This is a genomic window from Kaistia sp. MMO-174 (genome assembly GCF_037147815.1).
Lineage (GTDB): Bacteria > Pseudomonadota > Alphaproteobacteria > Rhizobiales > Kaistiaceae > Kaistia > Kaistia nematophila.
Genome location: NZ_JBBCUO010000001.1, coordinates 411,961 through 436,483, shown reverse-complemented (window position 1 = coordinate 436,483; position 24,523 = coordinate 411,961). Strand labels below are relative to the sequence as shown.

At 66.2% G+C, this 24,523-nt stretch carries 22 protein-coding genes; 16 read left to right on the top strand and 6 right to left on the bottom strand.

What is annotated here, in order from left to right:
- The first annotated feature begins 9 nt into the window (after nt 1-9).
- Together rbsD and WFK98_RS01855 are read left to right on the top strand one after the other, a co-directional pair.
- Nucleotides 10-501 (top strand): D-ribose pyranase, encoded by a 492-nt coding sequence (gene rbsD, locus WFK98_RS01860; RefSeq protein WP_336799085.1) that lies wholly within the window; start codon nt 10-12, stop codon nt 499-501.
- Nucleotides 502-521: 20 nt separating this feature from the next.
- Nucleotides 522-1,586, top strand: a complete 1,065-nt coding sequence (locus tag WFK98_RS01855; protein WP_336799084.1) for a Gfo/Idh/MocA family protein — start codon at nt 522-524, stop codon at nt 1,584-1,586.
- Between the two features lie 84 nt (nt 1,587-1,670).
- On the opposite strand, the gene WFK98_RS01850 is transcribed toward WFK98_RS01855, so the two are convergent.
- On the bottom strand, nt 1,671-2,369 hold the full coding sequence (locus tag WFK98_RS01850; protein ID WP_266339131.1) for a FadR/GntR family transcriptional regulator: 699 nt from the start codon (nt 2,367-2,369) through the stop codon (nt 1,671-1,673).
- A 324-nt stretch (nt 2,370-2,693) separates the two neighbouring features.
- On the bottom strand, nt 2,694-3,743 hold the full coding sequence (locus WFK98_RS01845) for a LacI family DNA-binding transcriptional regulator (RefSeq protein ID WP_266339130.1): 1,050 nt from the start codon (nt 3,741-3,743) through the stop codon (nt 2,694-2,696).
- 214 nt (nt 3,744-3,957) lie between these two features.
- Between WFK98_RS01845 and WFK98_RS01840 the strand changes: the two genes are divergently transcribed.
- The 13 genes from WFK98_RS01840 (at nt 3,958) to WFK98_RS01780 (ending at nt 18,534) form a co-directional block, all read left to right on the top strand.
- Complete coding sequence (locus tag WFK98_RS01840; RefSeq protein WP_266339129.1) at nt 3,958-4,818, top strand: amidohydrolase family protein; 861 nt, start codon at nt 3,958-3,960, stop codon at nt 4,816-4,818.
- 47 nt (nt 4,819-4,865) lie between these two features.
- Nucleotides 4,866-6,596 carry an IlvD/Edd family dehydratase gene (locus tag WFK98_RS01835; protein ID WP_336799083.1) on the top strand — a complete coding sequence of 577 codons (1,731 nt, stop codon included), beginning with the start codon at nt 4,866-4,868 and terminating at the stop codon, nt 6,594-6,596.
- A gap of 291 nt (nt 6,597-6,887) precedes the next feature.
- Nucleotides 6,888-8,609, top strand: coding sequence for an IlvD/Edd family dehydratase (locus WFK98_RS01830; protein ID WP_336799082.1), 1,722 nt, complete (start codon nt 6,888-6,890; stop codon nt 8,607-8,609).
- Nucleotides 8,610-8,632: 23 nt separating this feature from the next.
- Nucleotides 8,633-9,295, top strand: coding sequence for an RraA family protein (locus WFK98_RS01825; protein ID WP_336799081.1), 663 nt, complete (start codon nt 8,633-8,635; stop codon nt 9,293-9,295).
- 13 nt (nt 9,296-9,308) lie between these two features.
- On the top strand, nt 9,309-10,349 hold the full coding sequence (locus WFK98_RS01820; RefSeq protein WP_336799080.1) for an ABC transporter permease: 1,041 nt from the start codon (nt 9,309-9,311) through the stop codon (nt 10,347-10,349).
- Nucleotides 10,350-10,414: 65 nt separating this feature from the next.
- Nucleotides 10,415-11,392, top strand: a complete 978-nt coding sequence (locus tag WFK98_RS01815) for a substrate-binding domain-containing protein (RefSeq protein WP_336799079.1) — start codon at nt 10,415-10,417, stop codon at nt 11,390-11,392.
- Nucleotides 11,393-11,433: 41 nt separating this feature from the next.
- Complete coding sequence (locus WFK98_RS01810) at nt 11,434-12,207, top strand: ATP-binding cassette domain-containing protein (RefSeq protein WP_336799078.1); 774 nt, start codon at nt 11,434-11,436, stop codon at nt 12,205-12,207.
- A 193-nt stretch (nt 12,208-12,400) separates the two neighbouring features.
- Complete coding sequence (locus WFK98_RS01805; RefSeq protein ID WP_266339122.1) at nt 12,401-13,669, top strand: ABC transporter substrate-binding protein; 1,269 nt, start codon at nt 12,401-12,403, stop codon at nt 13,667-13,669.
- 71 nt (nt 13,670-13,740) lie between these two features.
- On the top strand, nt 13,741-14,673 hold the full coding sequence (locus WFK98_RS01800) for a carbohydrate ABC transporter permease (protein WP_336799077.1): 933 nt from the start codon (nt 13,741-13,743) through the stop codon (nt 14,671-14,673).
- Complete coding sequence (locus WFK98_RS01795) at nt 14,666-15,544, top strand: carbohydrate ABC transporter permease (protein WP_336799076.1); 879 nt, start codon at nt 14,666-14,668, stop codon at nt 15,542-15,544. Before WFK98_RS01800 ends, WFK98_RS01795 begins: the two co-directional genes overlap by 8 nt.
- Before the next feature lie 12 nt (nt 15,545-15,556).
- Entirely contained in the window at nt 15,557-16,660 is a 1,104-nt protein-coding gene (locus WFK98_RS01790) for an ABC transporter ATP-binding protein (protein ID WP_336799075.1), read from the top strand.
- A 36-nt stretch (nt 16,661-16,696) separates the two neighbouring features.
- The gene (locus WFK98_RS01785) at nt 16,697-17,677 is read left to right on the top strand and encodes an NAD-dependent epimerase/dehydratase family protein (protein ID WP_336799074.1); all 981 of its coding nucleotides are present in this window, start codon (nt 16,697-16,699) and stop codon (nt 17,675-17,677) included.
- Between the two features lie 68 nt (nt 17,678-17,745).
- Nucleotides 17,746-18,534, top strand: a complete 789-nt coding sequence (locus WFK98_RS01780; protein ID WP_336799073.1) for an SDR family NAD(P)-dependent oxidoreductase — start codon at nt 17,746-17,748, stop codon at nt 18,532-18,534.
- Between the two features lie 69 nt (nt 18,535-18,603).
- Here the strand turns inward: WFK98_RS01780 and WFK98_RS01775 are convergent, their stop codons facing one another.
- The 4 genes from WFK98_RS01775 to WFK98_RS01760 all read right to left on the bottom strand — a co-directional run bounded on the left by WFK98_RS01775 (nt 18,604) and on the right by WFK98_RS01760 (nt 22,972).
- A complete protein-coding gene (locus WFK98_RS01775) occupies nt 18,604-19,635 on the bottom strand; it encodes an aldo/keto reductase (protein ID WP_336799072.1) in 1,032 nt (343 codons plus the stop codon).
- A gap of 302 nt (nt 19,636-19,937) precedes the next feature.
- A complete protein-coding gene (locus WFK98_RS01770) occupies nt 19,938-20,582 on the bottom strand; it encodes a ThuA domain-containing protein (RefSeq protein ID WP_266339115.1) in 645 nt (214 codons plus the stop codon).
- Nucleotides 20,583-20,612: 30 nt separating this feature from the next.
- Nucleotides 20,613-21,713 (bottom strand): Gfo/Idh/MocA family protein, encoded by a 1,101-nt coding sequence (locus tag WFK98_RS01765; protein ID WP_336799071.1) that lies wholly within the window; start codon nt 21,711-21,713, stop codon nt 20,613-20,615.
- 41 nt (nt 21,714-21,754) lie between these two features.
- Entirely contained in the window at nt 21,755-22,972 is a 1,218-nt protein-coding gene (locus WFK98_RS01760) for an ROK family transcriptional regulator (protein WP_336799070.1), read from the bottom strand.
- Between the two features lie 202 nt (nt 22,973-23,174).
- On the opposite strand from WFK98_RS01760, the gene WFK98_RS01755 reads away from it, so the two are divergent.
- On the top strand, nt 23,175-24,443 hold the full coding sequence (locus WFK98_RS01755) for an extracellular solute-binding protein (protein ID WP_336799069.1): 1,269 nt from the start codon (nt 23,175-23,177) through the stop codon (nt 24,441-24,443).
- Nucleotides 24,444-24,523 lie beyond the last annotated feature (80 nt).

Genomic DNA, 24,523 nt, shown 5'->3' with positions numbered 1-24,523 from the left:
GAAACATCCATGAAGCGCTCCGGTATTCTCAACGCCGAACTCTCGAAGGCCATCGCCACGATCGGCCATGGCGACATCCTGATGATCGTCGATGCGGGCTTCCCGATCCCCGCGAACGCCTGGCGCATCGACCTCGCCATCAGCGCCGACCTGCCGACGCTCGACCAGCTCTATTCGGTGATTGCGCCGGAACTGATCGTCGAGAAGGTGATGTTCGCCTCGCAGGTCGCCGAGCATAACAAGCCGCTCTATCGCTCGCTCACCACCTGGTTCGACGAGCGCGATTTCGTGCCGGTCACCTATGAGGACACGGTCGGCCCGCTGGCACAGAAGGCCAAGGTCATCGTCCGTTCCGGCGCGCTCGACCCCTGGGGCAACATCGCCCTCGTCGGCGGCGTCGACTACAAGGCCTATTTCAACGACCCGGAATGCGCCGTGCCGGACATGTACCGCAAGTGGCTCGACCGCGAGCCCTTCGTCCCCGGCGCCAAGCGCCGCTGATCGCGCCGGGAGGAGCAAGCATGGCTGAGACAGCCCAGGCCGGGCGCAAGGCGCGCATCGGCATCATCGGCGCCGGCTCCTGGGCCGTCGCCAACCATCTGCCGATCCTGCAGCGCAACCCGAATGTCGAGTTGGTCGGCGTCGCGCGGCCCGGCGCGGCGGAGCTCGCGAAGGTCAAGGAAGCCTTTGGCTTCCCGCACGCCTACGAGACCTATGAGGAACTGCTCGACAATGTCGAGATGGACGGCGTGATCGTCGCCTCGCCGCATCATCTCCATGCCGAGCAGGCGATGGCGGCGCTGGCCAAGGGCAGCCACGTCATGGTCGAGAAGCCGATGGCGACCAATTCGGCCGATGCCCGCCGGCTGATCGCGGCGGCCGAGAAGGCCGGCCGCGAGATCCTCGTGCCCTATGGCTGGAGCTTCCAGCCATATTTCAAGAAGGCGCACCAACTGGTCGCGTCGGGCCGCATCGGCCGCATCCGCCATGTGTCGGCGCAGATGGCGACGCCGATCGAGGACCTCGTCTCGGGCGGCGAGTTGCAGGGTACCGAGAAGGAGATGTTCCGTCCCGAGCGCGCCACCTGGGCCCATCCGGGCGCCGGCGGCTATGGCTGGGGCCAGCTCGTCCACATGCTGGGCGGCCTGTTCTACGTCACCGGGCTCGAGCCCGATTCCGTCTTCGCCCTGCTCGGCAAGTCCCGGATCGACACCGACATCCACAATGCGCTCGCCATGACCTTCGCCGGCGGCGCGACCGGATCGCTGTCGGGCTCCGCCTCCGTGCCGCCCGGCTCGCCGTTCCAGGTCGATATCCGCCTGTTCGGCACCGAGGGCATGCTGCTGCTCGACGTCGAGCGCGAGCGGCTCTGGCTGCGCCGGCTGGACGGCGAGGACGAGGAAATGGCGATCGAGCCGGGCGCCGGCGCCTATACCTGCACGACCCCGGTCGAGGCCTTCGTCGACCTCTGCCTCGGCCAGGAGATCGAGAATTGCGGCAACGCCGCCGTCGGCCTGCACTCGGTCCAGGTGGTCGAGGCGATGCTGAAATCGGGCGAAACCGGCACGATGGTCCCCGTCGCCTGAACGCGACGGCTCACTGACACGATCCATCGCCCCGCCGGGAAACCTGCGGGGCGATTTGCATTCGGGAGGTGGATCCGCCCGCCCTTACAACCCCAGGCGGCGGGAGGAATTGGTGAGGTGGGAGCGCATCGCGGCGGCCGCGGCAGCGGGGTCGCCGGCCGCGATCGCGTCGTAGATCAATTGGTGCTCGCCGCGCGAGATCGCCGAGGTCGTGGCGAAATCGAGCGAGCGCAGCGCCACCAGGATGCTCTCCTGCAGCTTCACGTCGACGAAGGAAATGAACAGCGACACGAACGGGTTCTTGGTCGCGCCGGCGACGGCGCGGTGGAACGCGATGTCGGTCTCGACATAGGCGCCGTGCAGATCCTTCACCTTTGCCATGTTGTCGATGCAGCGCGCCATCTCGGCGAGGTCTTCGTCCGTGCGCTGGATCGCCGCCAGTTCGGCCGCGCCCGTCTCCAGCATCAGCCGCAACTCGTAGAGGTGGCGATAGTCCTCCGGCACGGCGAGGCTGTTCGGCTCCAGCGTCAGCGAGTTCGCCGCCTCGGGCGACGCGACGAAGGCGCCAATGCCCTGGCGCGAGACGACGAGCCCCTCATGCCGCAGCTTGGCGATCGCCTCGCGGATCACGGCGCGGCTCACGCCATGCATCGCCGCGAACTCCTGTTCGGTAGGCAGCCGGTCGCCGGGCTTCAGGTTACCGCGCAGGATCTCGACGCGCACGAAGGCGGCGACCTGGGATGGGAGACCCTGCCGGCTGACCTTGTTCGGACTGGATTCCATCGCGGCGTCGTTCCCTCATCTCGCTCCACCGGATGGTACTGAACCGGCGGGATTTCGTCGTGGCCTCTTGCGCCGACTTGCTCCTTCAAGCCAACTCGACCACCGATTCGGATCCGGCGGCCCGCCTCGGGTATACAGCATTTCAGGCCACAAGCCGCCCGTAGGCATGGGGTCTGTGGGGACAGCCGCGATCGCCCCGTCGAGCCGGGGGAACGCCGGAGGCGGGACGGCCGGGGGCTACCGTGGCGGCCGGGCGGGCGAAGACCCGGAAGAGGCAAGACGCCCCTTCGCCGAAGCTTGGAAAAATCGCCGATCGCAGCGGCGTCAGGTCGTCTCGCCCGACTCGAAATAGACCGGCAGCACCAGTTCGCGGGTCGGGAACCGGCCCTTCTCGAAGCGGGTCAACAGCACCTCCCCTGCCCGCTCGCCCAGTTCGTAGGCGGAGGAAATCACCGTCGTCACCAGCGGCCTCGCATAGCGGCGCTGCTCGAAGCCGTTGAAGCCGGTGATCTTGACCCGGTCCGGCACGGGAATGCCGCGATCGAGCAGGATCGACATCGCCGCGATGGCGAAGCGGTCATTGCCACCGACGATCGCATCGGGCAGCGGATGGTGATCGAGATAGGTCGTGACCGCGGCGCGGGCGCTGTCGAAATCCTCGGTCTTGGCCTGCACGACGTCGATGCGCACATTGCCGCCTGCCGCCTGGAAGCCTTCGCGCAGGCCGGCGACGCGCTGGTCGATCGCCGGCCAGTTCTGGCTGGGCACGACGACAAGCACGCTATCGACGCGGCGGGCGGCGAGATGATCGGCGAGCAGCCTGCCGCCGGCGGCGTCGTCCTGGCGGACGATGCAGGTTTCCTCGTTGGGCGAGGCGATCGGCTCCTGGATCAGGACGAGCGGCTGGTCCAGGTTGATCAGGCTGTCCAGGATGGCGCTGCGCTCGTCCGGCAGGCCGGACAGCACGACGCAGAAGCCGTCGACGGCGAAATTGCGGATGATCGACGACTGGTTGAAATGGTCGGCGCGGATGCCCTGCACGGTCACGGTGTGGTCGGCGGCGCTCAGCACGTTGCAGAGCCCGGCGACGACATGCGCGTTGAAATGGTCGGCGAGGAAGGACGGCGCGTCGTCGACGAAGATCATGCCGACCGAACGGCGGCGCGCCACGCGCAGGCTACGCGCGCTATGCTGGACACGGTAATTGAGCCGCGCGATCTCGCGCTCGACCGCCTTGCGGGTGCGCTCGCTGACGAACTGGTGCTTGCCGTTGATCACGTTGGAAACGGTCATCGGCGAGACGTCGGCGGCCTTGGCAACGTCCTTTATCGTGACACGTTTTGGTGGAGCACGGCCGGAATTTGCGTCCGACATGGGATTGAACATCCTCTTTTGGCGCGGGGATATCGATGGCCCACCCCGGCCCGCGACTCAACGCTTCAACTCTTGAATTACCCGATCATTCAGCGACTTTTCGCCGAGGAAGCAATCCCCAAAATCGCGATCCGCCACTTGACAGGGTCCAGAGTTGTGTAATTTAACGTTAAATAACAAGAACACCTAATCCAGACATATCAAGGGGCCGATCATGCTCGTCGACTGCCACGTCAACATCTACAACGACGACCAGGTTACGCCGCTCTACGCCAAGCAGGCCGGGCTGGCGCGCGCCGCCGGCCTCGCGCCCAAGGCGGACGCGGACACGCTGGCCCGCGAGATGGCCGACGTCGACAAGGCGATCATCTTCTCGCTGCGCTACGCGGATTCGATCGGCGTCGACGGCAATGACGAGGTGACCGCCGCCGCCGTCGCCAAGTATCCCGACAAGTTCGTCGGCTTCGCCGCCGTCGATCCCCGCATGCCGAACTGCATGGATCTGCTCGTGCATGCGATCGAGGACCTGAAGCTCAAGGGCGTCAAGTTCGGCCCGATCTACAACGGCGTCTCGCTGCTCGATCCGCGCCTCGAGCCGGTCTACGAATATCTGCAGAAGAACAATCTGCCGCTGACCATGCATATGGGAACGACCTACGGCCGCAACGCCCCGGTCAACTACGGCCGCCCGCTCGATGTCGACACGATCGCCCTGCGCTATCCGGACCTGAAGATGATCATGGCCCATATGGGCCACCCCTGGTACGAGGAATGCATCGTCGTCGCCCGCAAGCAGCCGAACGTCTATTGCGAGGTGTCGGCCCTGCACTACCGTCCCTGGCAGTTCTACAACATCCTGGTCTGCGCCCAGGAATACACGATCACCGACCGCAACAAGATCTTCTGGGGCACCGATTTCCCGTTCGCCCGCGTGGCGGAATCGGTCGAAGGCCTGAAGAACATCAACAGCCAGGTCGAAGGCACGCCGCTGCCGCGCGTCGCCGACACGACGATCGACTACATCCTGAATTCCAACCCGTTCGAGCACTGGTGGCATGGCGGCCTCGCCGTCTGAGCGAGCCAAACCGCACCATCTTACCTCCAGCCGCTGACGGGATCGACATGGCGGACGACAAGGACAAGAAAGGCCTGCGCAGCCGGCAATGGTTCGGCCGCCAGGATTCCTACGGCTTCATCTACCGAAGCTGGCTGCGCAACCAGGGCCACACGGCCGAGATGTTCGACGGCCGCCCGGTCATCGGCATCTGCAACAGCTGGTCGGACCTCAATCCGTGCAACGGCCATCTGCGCGAACTGGCCGAACATGTGAAGCGCGGCGTCTACGCCGCCGGCGGCTTTCCGCTGGAGTTCCCGGTCACCTCGCTCGGCGAGGCGCTGATGCGCCCGACGGCGATGCTGTTCCGCAACCTCGCCAGCATGGATGTCGAGGCCTCGATCCGCGCCAATCCGATCGACGGCGTCGTCCTTCTCGTCGGCTGCGACAAGACCACGCCGGCGGCGCTGATGGGCGCCGCCAGCGTCGACGTCCCGACCATCGTCGTCTCCGGCGGACCGATGCTTTCGGGATCGTGGGAAGGCCGCCGCATCGGCTCGGGCACCGACGTCATCCGCTTCAAGGAAGCCGTGCGCGCCGGCACGATGTCGCTGCAGGACTTCATGGCGGCCGAAACCGCCATGTCGCCCAGCACCGGCTCCTGCATGACGATGGGCACCGCCTCAACCATGGCGAGCCTCTGCGAGGGGCTCGGCGTCGCCCTCCCCGGCAATGGCGCCATCCCCGCCGTCGACGCCCGCCGCCACGCGATTTCCTTCGAGGCCGGCAAGCGCATCGTCGCGATGACGCATGAAGGCTTGCGTCTCTCCAAGGTGCTGACGCGCGAGGCGTTCGAGAACGCCGTCGTGCTCAATGCGGCGCTCGGCGGCTCCACCAACGCCGTCGTGCACCTGCTGGCGATCGCCGGCCGCCTCGGCGTGCCGTTTACGCTGGAGGACTGGGACCGGCTCGGCAGCGAAGTGCCCTGCCTGCTCAACCTGATGCCATCCGGCGAATATCTGATGGAAGACTTCTTCCGCGCCGGCGGCGTGCCGGCCGTGCTGAACGAGATCGCGTCGCTCTTGAATGGCGACGCGCTTACCGTCACCGGCCGCACACAATCGGAAAACAATGCGGGAGCCGTCCGCTTCGACGAGCGGGTGATCCGCCCGCTGGACCAGCCGTTCCGGCCCAAGGCCGGCATCGCGGTGCTGCGCGGCAACCTCGCGCCCTCCGGCGCGGTGATCAAGCCGTCGGCGGCGACGCCGGAACTGCTCGTCCATCGCGGCCGGGCCGTCGTGTTCACGTCCGCCGACGACCTCAAGGCGCGCATCGACGATCCGGACCTGCCGGTCGACAAGGACAGCATGCTGGTGCTGCAGAACTGCGGCCCGCGCGGCTATCCGGGCATGGCGGAGATCGGCAACATGCCGATTCCGGCCAAGCTGCTGCGCCAGGGGATCACCGACATGGTGCGCATTTCCGACGCGCGCATGAGCGGCACCGCCTTCGGCACCGTCGTGCTGCATGTGGCGCCGGAAGCGGCGGCCGGCGGTCCCCTCGCTTTGGTCCGTGACGGCGACATGATCGCGCTCGACGTGCCGGGACGCTCCATCCATCTCGAAGTCGACGACGCCGAACTGGAGCGCCGCCGCGCCGAATTGAAGCCCTTCGTGTCGCCCTATGGGCGCGGCTACGAACGACTCTATGTCGATCACGTCATGCAGGCCGATTCAGGGGTCGATTTCGACTTCCTGGTCGGCGGCAGCGGCGACTATGTCCCGCGGGAATCGCACTAGCGACCCCCGAACGGCGCGCCGTACCCGGCCGGATGGCCCGCCTGCCTCGCGCAGGCGGGAAACCCTGTTGTTTGGCCATTTATCGTCATAGGCGCGTATCGCCTGTCGTGTGTTTCTCGAACGAGCGAAGTCGTCGAAAAAGCAGCATTCCGCGAATTTTCTAAATTGACTCGTGTCCGGCCTGCCGCTTAGCATCCACTTTAACGATACATATCAACGTATCGAACGGGTTCAAAAAACGAGCCTTCAGGGAAACCGGATCGCGAGATCCGGGCAGAGGAGAATGATCCGATGAGCGAGCGCAAGCCGCTTCGGAGCGAGCGGTGGTTTGGCCGCCCCGACAAATACGGCTTCTATGCCCGCAGCTGGATGCGCAACCAGGGCATCCCGTCGGAGATGTTCGACGGCCGCCCGGTCATCGGCATCTGCAACACCTGGTCGGAACTCACCCCCTGCAACGCGCATCTCAGGCAGTTGGCCGAGCATGTGAAGCGCGGCATCCTCGTCGCCGGCGGCCTGCCGCTGGAATTCCCGGTCATGAGCCTCGGCGAGACGCTCGTCCGCCCGACGGCGATGCTCTACCGAAATCAGGTCAGCATCGACGTCGAGGAGACGCTGCGCGCCAACCCGATCGACGGCGTCGTGTTGCTCGCCGGCTGCGACAAGACCACCCCCGCCCTGCTGATGGGCGCCGCCAGCGTCGACCTGCCGACCGTCCTCGTCTCCGGCGGCCCGATGCTGAACGGCCGGGTGCGCGGCAAGCCGGTCGGCTCCGGCACCGACGTCATCCGCTTCGCCGAGGCCGTGCAGATCGGCGCGATGAGCCCCGAAGAATTCTACGAGGCCGAAGCCGGCATGAGCCGCTCGCCCGGTTCGTGCATGACCATGGGCACGGCATCGACCATGGCGAGCCTCGCCGAGGCGATGGGCATCGCCCTCCCCTACAATGCGACCTGGCCGGCGGTCGACAGCCGCCGCGCCGTGCTCGCCGAGAAGGCCGGGCATCACGCCGTCGACCTGGTGCGCCGCGACGTGCCGATGTCGAAGATCGTGACGCGCGAGGCGCTCGAGAACGCCATCGTCGTCAATGGCGGCATCGGCGGCTCGACCAACGCGGTGGTGCACCTGATCGCGCTCGCCGGACGCCTCGGCCTCGAACTGACGCTCGACGACTGGGACCGGCTCGGCCGCATCGTCCCCTGCCTGCTCGACCTGATGCCCTCCGGTCAGTTCCTGATGGAGGAATTCTGCTACGCCGGCGGCCTGCCGGCGCTGATGAAGGAACTGAAGCCGCTGCTGCATGGCGGCTGCATCACGGTCGAGGGCGGCACCATCGCCGATCGCCTCGACGAGGCCGAATGCCTCGACCGCGCCGTCATCCGCACGCTCGACGAACCGTTCAAGCCGCTCGGCGGCATCGCCGTGCTGAAGGGCAACCTCGCCCCCTCCGGCGCTGTCATCAAGCCGTCCGCCGCCTCGCCCGAGCTGATGCAGCATCGCGGACGCGCCGTCGTCTTCGAGAACATGCCCGACTTCAAGAAGCGCATCGACGATCCGGATCTCGACGTCGACGCCGACAGCATCCTGGTGCTCAAGCATGGCGGCCCGATCGGCTATCCCGGCATGCCGGAGATCGGCAACATGCCGCTGCCGAAGAAGCTGCGCGCCGCCGGCGTGCTCGACATGGTGCGCATCTCGGATGCGCGCATGAGCGGCACCGCCTTCGGCACGGTCGTGCTCCACGTCGCGCCGGAAGCCGCCATCGGCGGCCCGCTCGCCCTGGTGCGGACGGGCGACTTCATCGAGCTCGATGTCGAGACGCGCCGCCTGCATCTCGATGTTTCCGAGGCCGAACTCGCCCGTCGCCGGGCCGAGTGGACGCCGCCCAAACCCCACTACGACCGCGGCTATGGCCGGATGTTCCTCGACAACGTCCAGCAGGCCGACCGCGGCGTCGATTTCGGTTTTCTCGTCGGCGGCAGCGGCCATGCCGTGCCGGCCGAATCCGTCTGATTGCTCTAGTGACAGGATCTCCCATGACGTCCACTGCCCCTCTGCCCCCCGGCTGGAACAAGCTCTACGCCGCCGTCCTGTCGGATGCGCTCGACGCCGTCGGCGTCACGTCGCAGGCGATGCCGTCCAAGATCCGGCCGCTCGACGATGCGCTGGTTCTCTGCGGCCGCGCCCGCACCGGCATCTATGTGGAGACGGCTCACGTCGATCCCGACGTCAATCCGTATGAGCTGGAGATCAAGCTCATCGACGACCTGAAGCCCGGCGAAGTGCCGATCCTCGCCTGCGGCGGCTCCAGCCGCATCGCTCCCTGGGGCAGCCTGCTCTCGACCGCCGCGGTCGGGCGCCAGGCGGTCGGCTGCGTCACCGACGGCTTCGTGCGCGACATCAAGACGATCCGCGAGCTGAAGCTTCCGGTCTTCCATGCCGGCATCGCGCCGCTCGATTCCAAGGGTCGCGGCCAGATCGCGGCCATCGACGTCCCGGTCATCTGCGCCGGCGTGCGCGTCAGCACCGGCGACCTCGTCTTCGGCGATGCAGATGGCGTCGTCGTCATCCCGCAGGCGGTCGAGGCCGAAGTCCTGAAGATCGCGTTCGACAAGGTCGCCAGCGAGGACAGCTCGATGGATGACCTCCGGAACGGCGCGTATCTGCGCGACGTCTACGCCCGCCACGGCGTCCTCTAAGCGGAAGAAGACCATGGCCATGCAAGCTTCGAACGACACGTCAGCCGCAGGCCTGCGGCTTTCCCTCAGCCGGCGCATCTTCGCCGTCGAGGGCATGGCCATCCTCGCCGTCTTCGCCCTGCTGATCGCGATCTTCATGGTCACGGCGCCGCAGACCTTCCTCGGCTACCGCATCTACATGACGTTCCTCGCGAACGTGCCGCCGCCGATGATCCTCGCGCTCGGCCTCACCTTCGTCGTCGTGGCGGGAGAGATGGACCTCTCCTTCCCGTCGATCGTCGCCTTCTCCAGCTATGTGTTCGCCATCCTGTTCAAGAACTACGAGCTGACCTGGCTCGCCTTCGCGGCGGCGCTGGCCGTCGGCGTCGTGCTCGGCTTCATCAACGGGGTGATCGTCACGCAGCTCGGCATTCCGTCGATGATCACGACGCTGGCCACGCTCTTCCTCTATGGCGGCCTGGTGACGATCGTCTCGAACGGCCTCACCGTCGCCGTGCCTTCGATCACCGACACCGCCATCCATTCGGTGTTCGCCGGACGGATCGGCGTATTGCCGGTACAGGCGCTCTGGGCGCTCGCGGTCGCGGTCTTCCTGTGGTTCATCCTGAACCGCCACCGCTTCGGCGAGAACGTCCTCTTCATCGGCGACAACGCCCGCGTCGCCCATGTCGTCGGCATCCGGGTCGACCGCGAGAAGCTCAAGATCTTCACGCTGATGGGCCTGCTTTCCGCCTTCGCCGGCATTCTGCTGACGCTCGAGACGACCACCTACTTCTCCTCGCAGGGCATGGGCTACCTGCTGATCGTCGTCGCCAGCGTGTTCATCGGCGGCACGTCCATCTTCGGCGGCGCCGGCACGATCGTCGGCACGGTCGTCGGCGCGCTGATCGTCGCCATCATCGAGGCCGGCCTGGTCGCCAGCGGCGTGCAGGGCTTCTGGACCCGCTTCCTGATCGGCGTCGTTTTCCTCGTTTCGGTCACGCTCAACATGGCGCTCGAAGATCCCGATCGCGTGCCGCTCTTCAAGAAGATCCGCATGCGCTTGAGACGTTGAGGCGAAACCGCCTCGACGCGTTTGCACAAAAGAAAACAACACCTGACAGACATAGGGACCACAACATGATCACGAGACGTTTCCTCTTCGGGGCCGCCGCCGCCCTCGGCATGACCGGCCTGATGTCCGGCGCGGCAATGGCCGAACCGGCGCTGACCGGCGAGGGCATGACCATCTACTTCCAGATGGGCGGCAATTCCGGCGACCCGACCACGCTGGCGCGCGAGCTCGGCGCCAAGGCGGCGGCCGACATGCTCAAGGTCAAGCTGATGCCGCAATATGCCGGCTGGGATCAGCAGAAGATGCTGGAGCAGGCCAACCAGGCCCTCGCCTCCCAGCCCGACGCGATCATCGTCATGGGCCATTCCGGCACCGACTCGATGAAGCGCTTCCTCGACGAGGCCAAGGCGTCCGGCATCGTCGTCGTCACCAACAATACCCGCCTGCCCGGCACGGATCTGAGCTATTTCGGCCTCGACAACTATGAAGCCGGTCGCGTGCTCGGCGAGAAGATGGTCGCCGCCGGCCTGCAGAAGGGCGACAAGGCCGTGATCTACGGCACCTTCGAGCAGACCGCCCATGCCGACATCTCGCGCGGCACGATCGAGGAATTCGATAAGGCCGGCGTCGCCTACGACAAGCTGCAGTGGTCGAACGAAGCGGTGCAGGATCCCTCGCTCGCCGTGCCGGTGCTCGCCTCCTACCTGGAAAGCCACCCGGACGTGAAGGCGATCGCCGTTCCCGGCCATGGCGGCATCACCGCCATCCTCGCCAAGGTGCTCGACGCCGCCGGCAAGGCTCCGGGCTCGATCATCACCGGCGGCTACGACATCTCGCCCGCCTCGATCGACGGACTCAAGAAGGGCTACGTCACCGTCGTCGTCGACCAGCAGCCCTACCTCCAGGGCTTCATGCCGGTCGTCGCAGCCGTGCTGCAGAAGCGCTACGGCCTCGCCGGCCTGATGCTGAACACCGGCGGCGGCGTCGTCACCAAGGACAATGTCGACGCGATCGCCCCGCTGGTCGAGGAAGGCGTTCGCTGAGGCCTCTCAGCGAACCCGCACCCCATTAGGAGATGACGAGCATGCAGGCCGAACACGGCGCGACCGATCTGGTGCGGATGGTCAACATCCAGAAGCACTACGGCAAGGTTGAAAGCCTCAAGAACGTGAACCTGACGATCGGACGCAACGAGATCGTCGGCCTGATCGGCGACAACGGCGCCGGCAAATCGACGCTCATCAAGGTGATGACGGGCGTCGAGGCGCCGACCGCCGGCAAGCTCTTCATCAAGGGCAAGGAAGTGGAGGCTGGCGGGCATTCCGTCCGGCAGGCCCAGGAACTCCGCATCGAGACCGTCTACCAGGACAAGTCGCTCGGCGAGAAGCAGCCGCTCTGGCGCAACTTCTTCGTCGGGCGACCGATCACCAACCGCCTCGGCTTCATCGACGTGAAGGCGGAGAAGCGGATCGCCGAGCAGATCATGAAGTCGACCATCGGCTTTCGCTCGCGCGGCATCAGCGTCGACTCGACCGTCGGCAAGCTGTCGGGCGGCGAGCGGCAGGGCGTCGCCATCGGCCGCGCCATGCATTTCGACAGCGACCTGATCATCCTGGACGAACCCACGGTGGCGCTGGCCATCAAGGAAGTGCGCCGCGTGCTCGACTTCATCCAGTCGATCAAGGCCGGCGGCCGCTCCTGCATCTACATCGAACACACGCTCGCCAACGTGCACGAGGTGGCCGACCGGCTGATCGTGCTCGACCGCGGCGAGATCGCGCTCGACACGCCGAAGAGTGCGATGAGCCTGAACGAGCTGACGGAATTCCTGCTGTCGCTGCACCGGGTCCGTCACTGACAACGGGCGGCGGCTTCGGCCGCCGCTGACCCAAACCTCCGGCCATCGGACGACCGCCCTGCCCACCGGCAGGGCGAAGTCTGGCGCATGCCTGAAACGATCGAGGCGCGACCTCCAAAAGCAAGAAGCCAGAGAACTGGTCCCGATTGAACGCGACGTCCTGCAACTGCGATCAGAGGGAAAGGGAAGTTCTATGAAAGTCTTGTCCACCATTCGAAAGGGGATACTCGCCGGGGCGGCCGCCGCCCTGCTGGCATCGGTCCCGATGGCCGCCTCCGCCGAGCCGGTCACGCTGCGCGTGCCGAGCTGGTGGTTCGGCGAGCCCGGCAACAAGGACTGGATGGAGAAGGTCGTGAAGGCCTTCATGGATGAAAATCCGGACATCAAGGTGGAAGGCTACAACGTCGCCTATGGCGCCTATGCCGACCAGATGCTGCTGGAAATGGGCTCCGGCTCGCCGCCGGACGTCATCCATCTCCTGAACATGAATATCGGCGACTTCCTGCGCAACGACCTGCTGCTGCCGCTCGACGACTACATCGCCAAGAGCGACATCAGCAAGGAGACCTACAGCCCGGCCCAGTTCGAGTCGCCGCTGATGGTCGATGGCCACACCTATGGCGTCATCCAGATGGTCGCCAACTACGTGCCCTTCTACAACGAGACGATCCTGAAGGAGGCCGGCTACGACAAGTTCCCGGACAATCCGAAGGACTTCCTCGAAATGGCGAAGAAGACGACCAAGGCGCCGAACCAGTTCGGCTACGCCGCCATGGTCAAGCCGGGCAGCTACATCCAGACCTACATGGATGTGGCCCAGTGGGTGATCGCCAATGGCGGCCATTTCGCCATCGACGGCAAGCCGACGGTCGACGATCCCCGCAACATCGAGGCGATCTCGATGTTCAAGGAACTCTTCGATGCCGGCGTGATGCCGCGTGACGTCGACAAGTCGACCTACCGGCAGATGTGGTGGCAGGGCAAGGTCGGCACGCTGTTCGACGGTTCCTGGATGATGGGCTTCGCCAAGGCCGGCAATCCCGACATCATCAAGGACCTGCGCACCGCGCCGATGCCCTGGCCTGGCCACCGCACGGCGGCGGCGTTCCAGCTCTGGGCGATCCCGAAGGATGCGCCGCATCCGGACGAGGCGTTCAAGCTGATCGAGTTCATGCAGAGCGCCAAGTGGCAGAAGGAGATGGTCGGCATCACCAATGCGGTGTCGCCGCGCCTGAACAGCCTGCCCGACGGCTATCTCGAAGCGAATCCATGGTTCGCCACCTTCCAGGAAGCCTCGGACAAGTACGCCGTCTCGATCATGCCGGCCGGCCTCGAGCTTTATGGCAACGAGGTGCTGAAGATCATCGCCGATAAGGTCGAGGAGATCCTCTACAAGAACCGGCCCGTCGCCGAGGCCATGGCCGAAGCCCAGGCCCAGGTCGTCGCCCTCGTCAAGAACTGACGTAGCGCCGTCCGGGCGACGACGCGACAGCCTCGTCGCCCGGATCCCTCCTCTCCAGACGAGCGTGGTCCATGGCCCTCACCCAGACATCCGCCCGCGTCGCGGGCGTGAGGACCGTCCACTATGCCGATAGCCAGGATCGCTGGTTGCCGGCCGTGATGGTTCTTCCGTTTCTCCTCGCCATTACGGCGCTGGTGATCATTCCCCTGCTCTGGGGGATCCGCATCAGTTTCACCAACAGCCGCATCATCGGCCGGGCCTTCACCGAGGCCTTCACGCTCGCCAACTACCAGTCGGTCCTGACCGACCCCGACACCTGGCACTCGCTCTATGTCACGGCGTTCTTCTCGCTCGGCACCGTGCTGGGCAGCATCGGGCTCGGCCTCGTCACGGCGCTGGTGCTCACCCGCGCCTTTCCCGGCCGCGGCATCGTCCGCACGCTGATCATCCTGCCCTGGGCGGTGCCGCACGTCGTCGCCGCGCTGATCTGGCAGTGGATGTACAACCCGAACTACGGCGTGGTGAACTACGCCATCGGCTGGCTGCCGTTTGTTTCCGGCCAGCCGAACTGGCTGAGCGACCCGAACCTGGCGCTTCCGGCCATCGTCATCCTCAACATCTGGAAGACCTATCCGTTCGCGACGCTGGTGCTGCTCGCCGGACTGCAGTCGATCCCCGACGAACTCTACGAGGCATCCGAGATCGATGGCGCGGGCCCCGTGCGCCGCTTCCTCGACATCACGCTTCCTGGCCTCAAGCACGTGCTCGCCATCGTCGTGCTGCTGCTGACGATCTGGAGCTTCGGCAACTTCGTCTTCATCTTCCTGATGACCCAGGGCGGCCCGGCCGGCGCCACCAACACCCTGGTCGTGAAGGTCTATTTCGAGGCGTTCCGCTTCTTCCGGGCCGGCCCCGCCTTCGCCATGGGCTCGATCCTGCTGATCGTGGCGATGCTGCTGACGCTCGCCTACGCCTTCATCGTCCGGAGGGGAAATGATGCCTGACGTCCGTAGCGCCCGTCACGGCGAGGCATTGCTGCCGAGCCTCTCCCGGATCGCGGGGCGGCTGACGCTCGCCGCCCTGATCCTCATCCTCTGCGCCATCGCGGTCTTCCCGTTCTACTGGATGTTCGTGACCTCGATCCGCCCCTCCGGCCAATTGTTCCAGTACCCGCCGGAGATGCTGCCGAGCGCCAATTCGGTGTTTTCGACCTATGTGACGATCTTCCAGGATACCGCGCTCGGCGCCTGGCTCTGGAACAGCATCCGCGTCGCGCTCGGCACGGCGATCCTCGCTTCCTTCATCGGCGCGACGATGGCCTATGCGCTGTCGCGGTTCCGCTTCCGCGGCCGCGGCTTCACGGAATACCTGCTGCTCGCGACGCAGATGTTCCCCGGCATCCTTCTCGCCATGCCGATGTATGTGCTGTTCAGCAAGATCGGCCTGCTCAACAGCCTGCCCGGCCTCACCGTCGCCTATCTGGCGCTGCTGGTGCCGGTCGCGACCTCGCTGCTCAAGACCTTCTTCGACGGCATCCCGGTCGCGCTGGAGGAGGCCTCGCTGATCGACGGCGCGTCGCGGGTCGGCACCTTCTTCCGCATCACGCTGCCGCTGTCGCTGCCCGGCCTCGCCTCGACCTTCCTGTTCTGCTTCATCATCGCCTGGGACGAGTATCTCTTCGCCCAGATGTTCGTGCGCCAGCCGGCGAACTGGACGGTTTCCGTCGGCCTCGCCTCGTTCAGCGGCGAATACGTCACCCCCTGGGATCAGGTCATGACCGCGGCGACCGTCGTCACGCTGCCGGCGGCCATCGTGTTCCTCTTCCTGCAGCGATACCTCGTCCACGGCCTGACGGCCGGCGGCGTCAAAGGTTGATCGGAGACCCTCATGAGCACCGCCCGCCTGGAAGACCTCTCCAAGCAGTATGACGGCCACCTCGCTGTCGACCGGATCAATCTCGACATCGCCGACGGCGAGTTTGTTGTCTTCGTCGGCCCGTCCGGCTGCGGCAAGTCGACGACGCTGCGCATGATCGCCGGCCTCGAACGCGCCACCGGCGGCGAGATCTGGATCGACGGCCGGCCCGCCAACCATGTCTCGCCGCGCGACCGCGACATCGCCATGGTGTTCCAGAACTACGCGCTATACCCGCACATGACCGTGGCGCAGAACCTTTCCTATGCGCTCCGGCTGCGCAACGCGCCGCGCGGCGACATCGAGCGCCGTGTCGGCGAGGTCGCCCGCTCGCTCGACCTCGCCCGTCTGCTGCATCGCAAGCCGTCGCAGCTTTCCGGCGGCCAGCGGCAGCGCGTCGCCCTTGGCCGCGCCATCATCCGCGAGCCCAAACTCTTCCTGATGGACGAGCCGCTCTCCAATCTCGACGCCAAGCTGCGCGTGCAGACCCGCGCCGAGATCACGCGGCTGCAGCGCTCGCTCGGCATCACGACGATCTATGTCACGCACGACCAGACCGAGGCGATGACGATGGGCAACAAGATCGTCGTCATGAATGGCGGCCGCATCCAGCAGGCCGACACGCCGCAGCAGCTCTACCAGCACCCGGCCAATACCTTCGTGGCGCAGTTCATCGGCACGCCGCCGATGAACCTGCTGCGCTGCCGGCTCGTTCCCGACAATGGCGCCATCGTCGCGCGCGGCGCCGGCGTCAACATCGCCGTCCCGCTCGAGAGCCTGACCGTGCTGCGCTCCAGGATCGCCGACCAGGAGTTCCTGATCGGCTTCCGCCCAGAGGACATCGTCATGGACGCCGGAGCGGCGGCAAATGGCGTCACCGGCACGGCCGACGTCATCGAAGGGCTCGGGCATGAATCGCTGGTGAGCGTCAAGGAAGGCGAGAACGCCTTCATCGCCCGCATGTCGCCGGAGAACGCCGCGCCGATCCGGCTCGGCGACCGGCTCTCCTTCTCCGTCAATCCGGAACGCCTCCGCTACTTCTCCGCCGAAACCGGCGCGGCGATCCGCGTTCCCTAGCTCCTGCCTTTCACGCGCTCAAAGAGGGATGAGACCATGAAGACATTGATCACGGGGGCCTCCGGACGGGTTGGCCGACAGATGGTGGCGAGCCGACAGGCGCTGGGCGACAGCGTGCGCGCCCTGGTGCTGCCGGGCGATCCGGGCCTCCACAGCCTGAAGGAGGCCGGCGTCGAGGTGATCGTCGGCTCGCTCACCGACAAGGAAGCGGTCGAGCAGGCCGTCGCCGGCGTCGACATCGTCGTGCACCTTGCCGCCGCCATGCTCTGGGAACAGGGCGCCGACCGCGAACTGTTCCAGCAGAACATCGCCGGCACGTTCAACCTGTTCGACGCCGTCGTCTCGCAGAAGGTCAAGCTGCAGCGCTTCTTCATCGCCTCGAGCGACGAGGTCTATCCGTCGCTGAAGGCGCTCTATTCGCCGATCGACGAGCGCCATCCGCAGAACCCCTACAGCTTCTACGGCCTGACCAAGGAAATCGACGAGCGCATGGCGCTCTACTACCACCGCTCGCACGGCGTGCCCGTCACCATCGCCCGCTTCGCGCTGATCGCGCGGTCGGAGGAGATCAAGCGGCCGAGCGGCTGGTCGGGCCGCTTCCTGTTCGTCGAGCCGATGCGCAACCTGTTCACCGCGCTCGGACGTCCCGACGCGGTTGCGGCGCTCGACGCGGCCAAGACCGGACCGGAAGACACGCTGCTGCTCGCGCTCGACGAGGACGGCATTCCCTACGAGTTCCATTTCTGCGACGTCATCGACCTGGTCGGCGGCATCAACCTGATGCTGAGCGACGTCTCCGCCGTCGGCGAGATCTTCAACCTGAGCGGCCCGAGCCCGTTCTCCTACAAGGTCGCGGTCGAGACGCTGCACAAGACCTTCGGCTTCCCCTATGTCGAGGTCCGGATCCCCGGTCCGGCCATCCGCGCCAGCCACGAGATCGCCAAGGCGAAATCGATCCTCGGCTACCGCCCGGTCTACGACATCCAGAAGATCATCGAAGAGGCCGCCAAGGCCTGATCCGCTTCCGACAGGCCGGCCGCCTTGCGGCGGCCGGCCCCGCCAATCATCCCATTCGAGACGATGCCATGACAGATGACCACGCCCCCCGCCGTTCCGGCATCGCCACCTATCCGAGCCTGAAGGGCCGCGTCGCGCTGGTCACCGGCGGCGGCAGCGGCATCGGCGCCACCATCGTCCGCCGCTTCGCCGAACAGGGCTGCCGCGTCGCCTTCTTCGACATCGCCGAGGAAGCCTCGGAGGCGCTGATCGCGGCGCTTGCGAAGGACGGCCTCACCGCCCATTTCGAGGAGGTCGACATCACCAAGGTCGACGAAATCCAGGCGGCGATCGGCCGCGTGCGGCAGTCGCTCGGCCCGATCACCATTCTCGTCAACAACGCCGCCAATGACGAGCGCCACAAGCTCGACGACGTAACGTCGGAATACTGGGACTGGGCGGTCAGCGTGAACCTGAAGCACCAGTTCTTCTGCGCGCAGGCGGTGCACAAGGACATGGCGGCCGCCGGCGGTGGCGCCATCATCAACATGAGCTCGATTTCCTACCTGATGGGCGCCGCCGACAACGACGCCTATCTGAGCGCCAAATCCGCAGTCATCGGCCTGACGCGCGGCCTGGCGCGCGAACTCGGGCCGGAGAACATCCGCGTCAATTCGGTGCTGCCCGGCTGGATCATCACCGAGCGGCAGCGCCGGCTCTGGCTGACGGCGGAGGGCGAGAAGCTGATCCTGCAGCGCCAGTGCCTGAAGCGGCAGCTCGACGCCGACGACATCGCCCGGCCGGTGCTGTTCCTCGCCTCGGACGAGGCCGGCGCCTGCACCAACCAGAGCTTCATTGTCGACGGCGGCTGGGTCTGACGTCTGTAGCGGCTCTCAAAATGAAAACGGACCCGAACGGGTCCGTTTTGCTTTGCGAAGGGATCAGGCCTACGGCAGCGCCGGGATGAGGCCCTCGGCCTCGAGCGTGCTCCAGAGCTCTTCCGGAATGTCGCGCTCGAACCACTCGACATTGCCCTTCACCTGCGCCGCCGTCTTGGCGCCGATGACGACGACGGTCGCCGCCGGATGGCGCAGCGGATATTGGATCGCGGCGGCCGGCAGCGGCACGTCGAAGCGGCGGCACACGGCCTCGAGCTTCTCCACCTTCGCCAGGACCTCGGCCGGCGCGTCGACATAGTTGAACTTCTTGCGGCCCGAGGTCGACGCCAGGATGCCGGAATTGAACACGCCGCCAATGACCAGATCGACCTCGTGCTTCTGCGCCAGCGGCAGGAAGGTCTCGGCCGCGTCGCCGTCGAGCAGCGTATAGCGGCCGGCGAGCAGGCAGACGTCGAGATCGGCTTCCTGCATGGCGTCGCGGATGACCTGCCATTCGTTGACGCCGAGGCCGAAGCCGGCGATCAGCCCGGCCGCCTTCAGCTCGGCCAGCGCCTTGAAGCCGCCGCCCTTGGTCAGCGCGCCCCAATGGTGATCATGCAGTTCGCCATGGGTGACGCGGCCGATGTCGTGCAGGAACAGGATGTCGAGACGACCGAGACCGGTGCGCTGGCGGCTGTCGTCATAGGAGCGCAGGATCGCGTCATAGGAATAGTCGAACACCTCGCGGAACGGCAGGCCGTTGCTCCAGCCCGAGTCGAACTCGTTCTTCGGCGCTTCCGGCGGCAGGACGCGGCCCGGACGCTCGAAGCTCATCAGCCGGCCGACCTTGGTCGAGACATGGAAGGAATCGGCGTCCTGCTCGCGCAGGAAATGGCCCATCAGGTGCTCGGCACGGCCAAGACCATACATCGGCGCGCTGTCGAAATAGCGCAGCCCGGCATCCCAGGCGGCCTGCATCGCGCCCTCGGCGTCGGCCAGCGCGACCGGCGCATAGAGGCCGCCGAACGGAGCGGTGCCAAGGCCGAGCAGGGTCAGGTCGATGTTGGAGCGCTTGAGGTGCTTCTTGTCTGAGGCTTTCATGGATCACTCGTCCGGTGTCAGAGGTGGCGCGGTCTTGTTGGCGCAAGTCGTGCGGCCGTGAGTCCGGGACGAGCCCCCGAAACAGGCCGACGCCTGCGATCCGGGGAACCGTCCCGACGATCTGGCGCAAGCGAATCAGTCAAGCTGAGCGCCGCGTCCCGGAGAAGGGACGCGAGAACGGGCAGGCCGACAAGTCCGCCATCTCGTTCAGGCGCGATATTTTAGACATCAGCCGGTCATGCGACCATCTGACAACGGCAGTTTCCCGCCGCAGCCCGAACGGCCGCGGCGGGAACGTCCCGTCAGCGGGCGGCCCAGAGCAGGCCGCGCCGCATGATCGTGTTCATTTCCGGCACCTGGAACTCGCTCGCGACATGGCCGAGCGACGAATAGAACACGCGTCCCTTGCCATGCCTGCGCTTCCAGACCACCGGCATGACGACGCCATCGATCCAGTAGGCGTGATCGCCGGTGAAGGTCGTCGTCGCCAGCACCTCGTTCGAGGGATCGACATGCATGTAGTAGTGCTCGGACCGGTACGGGAACCGCGCCGGCAGGCCGGCCATGATCGGATCCTCGGGCTTGGTCACGTCGACATGGTAGTCGATGATGTTGCCGGGATGGGCGACCCACTGGCCGCCGACCATGAACTGGTATTCGACCGCCTCGCGGAATGCGTCGCCCATGCCGCCGTGATAGCCGGCAAGGCCGACGCCGCCCTCCACCGCCTTGGTCAGATTGAGAAGCTCCTCCTTCTCGATCTTCGACATCGTGTAGATCGGCACGATCAGGCTCATGTCGGCGATGGCGGGATCGGCGAAGGCCTCGGTCGAATTCTCGACATAGACCTTGAAGCCCTCCTCCTCGAGCATCCCGGCGATGATGTTGGCGCCCTGCTCCGGCTCATGACCGCTCCAGCCGCCCCAGACAATCAATGCCTCGCGCATGGTCTCACTCCCTGTTGAATTGAACTGGCTTCAGCCGAGCGCGCCGACGGCGACGCCGACCGGCAGAGCGGCCGGGCGTTCCGGACGGCTCGCGATCGTGATGTGCTCGCCGGTGTCGGACGAGCGCTGGAATGCCTCCATCACCTCCAGCGCATGGAAGGCGAGATCGCCACTGGCGCGGTGGGGCCGGCCGGTACGGATGGCCTCGGCCATGTCGGCGACGCCGATGACGCGGAAATTGCCGTCGGCATAGCCGTGCTGCGTCGGTACGGTCTGCCAGTCGTCGGAAGCCGTCGCGAGCCTGATGTCACCGCCAAAATGGTTGGGATCAGGCACCAGGATCGAGCCGGCCGAGCCATAGAGTTCGATCGGGCTGTGCTGGTGGCGCGGCACGTCGAAGCTCATGGCGATGGTGACGACGGCGCCGGAGACGAATTGCAGCGTGCCGGCGACATGGGTCGCGACTTCGACCGGGATCGTCGTGCCGTTTAGCGGTTCGCTGGTGACCAGGCGCTCGTCGCGCAGCTTGGTGGCGACGCCGGCCACACGGGCGACGGGGCCGAGCAGATTGACCAGATCGGTGACGTAATACGGCCCCATGTCCAGCATCGGCCCGCCGCCATCGAGATAGTAGAAGCCGGGATTGGGATGCCAGCGCTCATGGCCGGGGCACATGAAGAAGGCAGTCCCGGCGATCGGCGTGCCGATGGCGCCCTCGTCGATCAGCTTGCGGCTGGTCTGGTGCGCGCCGCCGAAGAAGGTGTCCGGCGCGCTGCCGAGACGGACGCCCTTCGCCTTCGCCGCCTCGACCAGCTTGCGAGCCTCGCCGGTGGAAATTCCAAGCGGCTTTTCCGAATGGACATGCTTGCCCGCGGCCACGACCTGCAGGCCGACGTCGACATGCGCCTTCGGGATGGTCAGGTTGACGATGATCTCGATCGAGGGATCGGCCAGCATGGCATCGATGGACTGCGCCTTCAGGCCGAATTCCGCCGCGCGGGCGCTCGCCGCATCGGCATTCAGGTCGGCGACGCCCCGGATATCGAGGATCGGGAAGCCCGCCGCCGCCCTCAGATAGGCCGCGCTGATATTGCCGCAGCCGATGAAACCAATTCCTACCCGTTCAACCATCTCGCGCTCTCTCCCAGATGCGATTCTCGTCTCGTCGGCCGTCAGCGATGGACGACCGGTCCGGTGGTGTTCCAGGGCGCGCCATAGAGGTCGCGGAGCGTCATCGCCGCCGCGCCACGCGCCCAGATGTCGTCCTGCCAGTGGTGGACGACGATGTCGGAAACATCCGCCAGGCTCGGCGGCAGCAGGGCCGCCACCGTGTGCCGGATCGGCCCGACCAGCGCCTCGCCCGCCTCCAGGGCGGCGCCGGCCAGGATCACCTTGGGCGGCGCGAACAGCGTGATCAGGTTGGCGATGGCGAAGCCGAGCGCGCCGCCGGCGCGTTCGAGCAGGGCCAGGATCCGCGGTTCCCCCTGCTCCGCCAGTTCCAGGATCTTCTCCATGCCGCGGCCGAGCCGGAACGCATGTTCGTGGTCGCCGCCGGCGAGGATCTCGCGCGCCTCAGCGACGATGCTCGCCTCGGAAGCGGCGCTCGACAGCCGCGTCGAGCCGTCGCCATTCGGCGGGCGCACCATCAGGTCGCCGAGATCCGGGCTCAACCCGTTGGCGCCACGGAACAATTCGCCATTGTGCATGATGCCGAGGCCGAGCCCGAGCTCGACCGAAATGACGAGAAAATCATCGAGGCCGCGCGCCTGGCCGAACCAGTGCTCGGCGAGCGTCACGAGGTTGACGTCGCTGTCGATGGTCGCGACGACGCCGCCGAGCCGGCCGGTCAGTTCGGCCGCGAAGGGCACGTCGCGCTCGCCGAACACCGGGCTGGCGCGGCAGACGCCTGCGATGCGCTCGACGACGCCGGGCAGTCCGACGCAGACGCCCGAGACCTGCTCCATCGTCAGGCCGGCATCGGCGACGCAGCGGCGGATGCCGTCCTCTACGAGGTCGGCGATGACGGAGACCGACTGGCGCTGCAGGCGGATCGGCAGCACCAGGCTCGACAGCACGTCGGCGCGAAAATTCGTCGTCGCCACGGTGATCTGGTCGAGCGCCAGCTTGACGCCGACGACATGGGCGGCGGCCGGGTTCAGCTCGAGCATGACGCGCGGACGGCCGCGCGCCGCATCGCGGATGCCGCCGAGCTGGTGGGTGATGATCAGGCCGTCGTCGAGCAGGGCCGCAGTGATCGCCGAGACGGTCGTCGCCGACAATTGCGTGCGGTCGGAGATCTCCACCCGCGAGATCGGTCCGAACCGCCGGATCGCGTCCATCACGTGGAAGCGATTGATGGCGCGCATCAATTCGGGATCAGCTGTCTTCATTTCCAGGGAGCCATTTAATCCGGGTCAGGCAGTTATTCACACTGCAAAGGGAGGCTGTCAACGCCAGATTCCGCGCTGCATCGCAACAAATCATGACTTCTCTTGACAGCTACCCCATAACGAGAACAGATTTAATCCGCATTGTTTATTAAACGAGCGCCGGTGGGAGGAAACAGCCGGCGGCCGTCTGGGAGGACAATCGATGACGTTCAGAACGCTCTTCGGCGCGGCGATCGGGCTTGCGCTTTCGGCCAGCACGGCGCTCGCCGATGTTACGGTCAAATGGCTCCACCTGAATACCGACCCTGATGTCGGCGCCGCCTGGAGCGAGATCGTCAAGAACTTTGAAGCCTCCCACCCGGGCGTCAAGGTCGAGATGCAGTTCCTTGAGAACGAGGCGTTCAAGGCCAAGCTGCCGACGCTGCTGCAGTCGAACGATCCGCCGCACCTGTTCTACACCTGGGGCGGCGGCGTGCTGGCCGAGCAGGCCCGCACCGGCGCCATCAAGGACCTGACCGAGGCGATGGACGCCGATGGCGGCAAGCTGCGCGCCGTGTACAATCCGGCGCTCGTCAACGGCCTGTCGGTCGAGGGCAAGGTCTATGCCCTGCCCTACCAGACCGGCCTCGTCAGCTTCTACTACAACAAGGCGCTGTTCGAGAAAGCCGGCGTCGACGCCGCCAGCATCAAGAACTGGGACGACTTCCTGGCCGCGGTCAAGAAGCTGAAGGATGCCGGCATCACTCCGATCGCAGGCGGCGGCGGCGAGAAGTGGCCGATCCATTTCTACTGGGGCTATCTCGCCATGCGCGAGGGCGGCAAGGCGGCCTTCGACGCAGCGAAAGCCAATGAGGGCGACGGCTTCAAGTCGGAGGCCTTCGTCAAGGCCGGCCAGGACCTCGCCGCGCTCGGCAAGCTCGAACCGTTCCAGCAGGGCTATCTCGGCGCGACCTGGCCGCAGACCATCGGCGCCTTCGGCGACGGCAAGGCAGCGATGGTGCTCGGCTTCGAGAGCACCGTCTACGTCCAGGCGAACAGCGCCGCCGACGGCAAGGGCCTCGCCAAGGACCAGATCGGCACCTTCGCCTTCCCGCTCGTCGCGGGCGGCGCCGGCCTGCCGACCGACACGATGGGCGGCATCAACGGCTGGGTGCTGACCAAGAACGCCCCGCCCGAGGCGGTGGAATTCGCGGCCTTCCTGACCAATCCGGACAGCCAGAAGCTGATGGCCGCCAAGAACCTGATCATCCCCGCCGCCGTCGGCGTCGGCGACGCGGTCGGTGAACCGCTGATCAAGAACGCCGCGCAGGGCCTCGCCGCCTCGACCTGGCACCAGAACTTCCTCGACCAGGATCTCGGCCCGGCGGTCGGCCGCGTGGTCAACGACGTCTCGGTGGAGATCGTCTCCGGCCAGATGTCGCCGGAAGACGCCGCGCAGCAGATCCAGGACGCCTGGGCGCTGGAAAACTAGCCCCGGACGTCCCGCCGCCGCGGCTTCCCTCGCCGCGGCGGCCTTTCCTCTTCAGCCGGAGATCCCGGGCCGATGACCCA

What these genes read in the sequence shown, in the direction of transcription:
- WFK98_RS01815 (WP_336799079.1), top strand. Translation starts at nt 10,415, where the DNA reads ATGATCACGAGACGTTTCCTCTTCGGGGCCGCCGCCGCCCTCGGCATG.
- WFK98_RS01785 (WP_336799074.1), top strand. Translation starts at nt 16,697, where the DNA reads ATGAAGACATTGATCACGGGGGCCTCCGGACGGGTTGGCCGACAGATG.
- WFK98_RS01810 (WP_336799078.1), top strand. Translation starts at nt 11,434, where the DNA reads ATGCAGGCCGAACACGGCGCGACCGATCTGGTGCGGATGGTCAACATC.
- WFK98_RS01765 (WP_336799071.1), bottom strand. Translation starts at nt 21,713, where the DNA reads ATGGTTGAACGGGTAGGAATTGGTTTCATCGGCTGCGGCAATATCAGC.
- rbsD (WP_336799085.1), top strand. Translation starts at nt 10, where the DNA reads ATGAAGCGCTCCGGTATTCTCAACGCCGAACTCTCGAAGGCCATCGCC.
- WFK98_RS01845 (WP_266339130.1), bottom strand. Translation starts at nt 3,743, where the DNA reads ATGTCGGACGCAAATTCCGGCCGTGCTCCACCAAAACGTGTCACGATA.
- WFK98_RS01850 (WP_266339131.1), bottom strand. Translation starts at nt 2,369, where the DNA reads ATGGAATCCAGTCCGAACAAGGTCAGCCGGCAGGGTCTCCCATCCCAG.
- WFK98_RS01840 (WP_266339129.1), top strand. Translation starts at nt 3,958, where the DNA reads ATGCTCGTCGACTGCCACGTCAACATCTACAACGACGACCAGGTTACG.
- WFK98_RS01855 (WP_336799084.1), top strand. Translation starts at nt 522, where the DNA reads ATGGCTGAGACAGCCCAGGCCGGGCGCAAGGCGCGCATCGGCATCATC.
- WFK98_RS01755 (WP_336799069.1), top strand. Translation starts at nt 23,175, where the DNA reads ATGACGTTCAGAACGCTCTTCGGCGCGGCGATCGGGCTTGCGCTTTCG.
- WFK98_RS01770 (WP_266339115.1), bottom strand. Translation starts at nt 20,582, where the DNA reads ATGCGCGAGGCATTGATTGTCTGGGGCGGCTGGAGCGGTCATGAGCCG.
- WFK98_RS01805 (WP_266339122.1), top strand. Translation starts at nt 12,401, where the DNA reads ATGAAAGTCTTGTCCACCATTCGAAAGGGGATACTCGCCGGGGCGGCC.
- WFK98_RS01830 (WP_336799082.1), top strand. Translation starts at nt 6,888, where the DNA reads ATGAGCGAGCGCAAGCCGCTTCGGAGCGAGCGGTGGTTTGGCCGCCCC.
- WFK98_RS01780 (WP_336799073.1), top strand. Translation starts at nt 17,746, where the DNA reads ATGACAGATGACCACGCCCCCCGCCGTTCCGGCATCGCCACCTATCCG.
- WFK98_RS01760 (WP_336799070.1), bottom strand. Translation starts at nt 22,972, where the DNA reads ATGAAGACAGCTGATCCCGAATTGATGCGCGCCATCAATCGCTTCCAC.
- WFK98_RS01790 (WP_336799075.1), top strand. Translation starts at nt 15,557, where the DNA reads ATGAGCACCGCCCGCCTGGAAGACCTCTCCAAGCAGTATGACGGCCAC.
- WFK98_RS01775 (WP_336799072.1), bottom strand. Translation starts at nt 19,635, where the DNA reads ATGAAAGCCTCAGACAAGAAGCACCTCAAGCGCTCCAACATCGACCTG.
- WFK98_RS01795 (WP_336799076.1), top strand. Translation starts at nt 14,666, where the DNA reads ATGCCTGACGTCCGTAGCGCCCGTCACGGCGAGGCATTGCTGCCGAGC.
- WFK98_RS01825 (WP_336799081.1), top strand. Translation starts at nt 8,633, where the DNA reads ATGACGTCCACTGCCCCTCTGCCCCCCGGCTGGAACAAGCTCTACGCC.
- WFK98_RS01820 (WP_336799080.1), top strand. Translation starts at nt 9,309, where the DNA reads ATGGCCATGCAAGCTTCGAACGACACGTCAGCCGCAGGCCTGCGGCTT.
- WFK98_RS01800 (WP_336799077.1), top strand. Translation starts at nt 13,741, where the DNA reads ATGGCCCTCACCCAGACATCCGCCCGCGTCGCGGGCGTGAGGACCGTC.
- WFK98_RS01835 (WP_336799083.1), top strand. Translation starts at nt 4,866, where the DNA reads ATGGCGGACGACAAGGACAAGAAAGGCCTGCGCAGCCGGCAATGGTTC.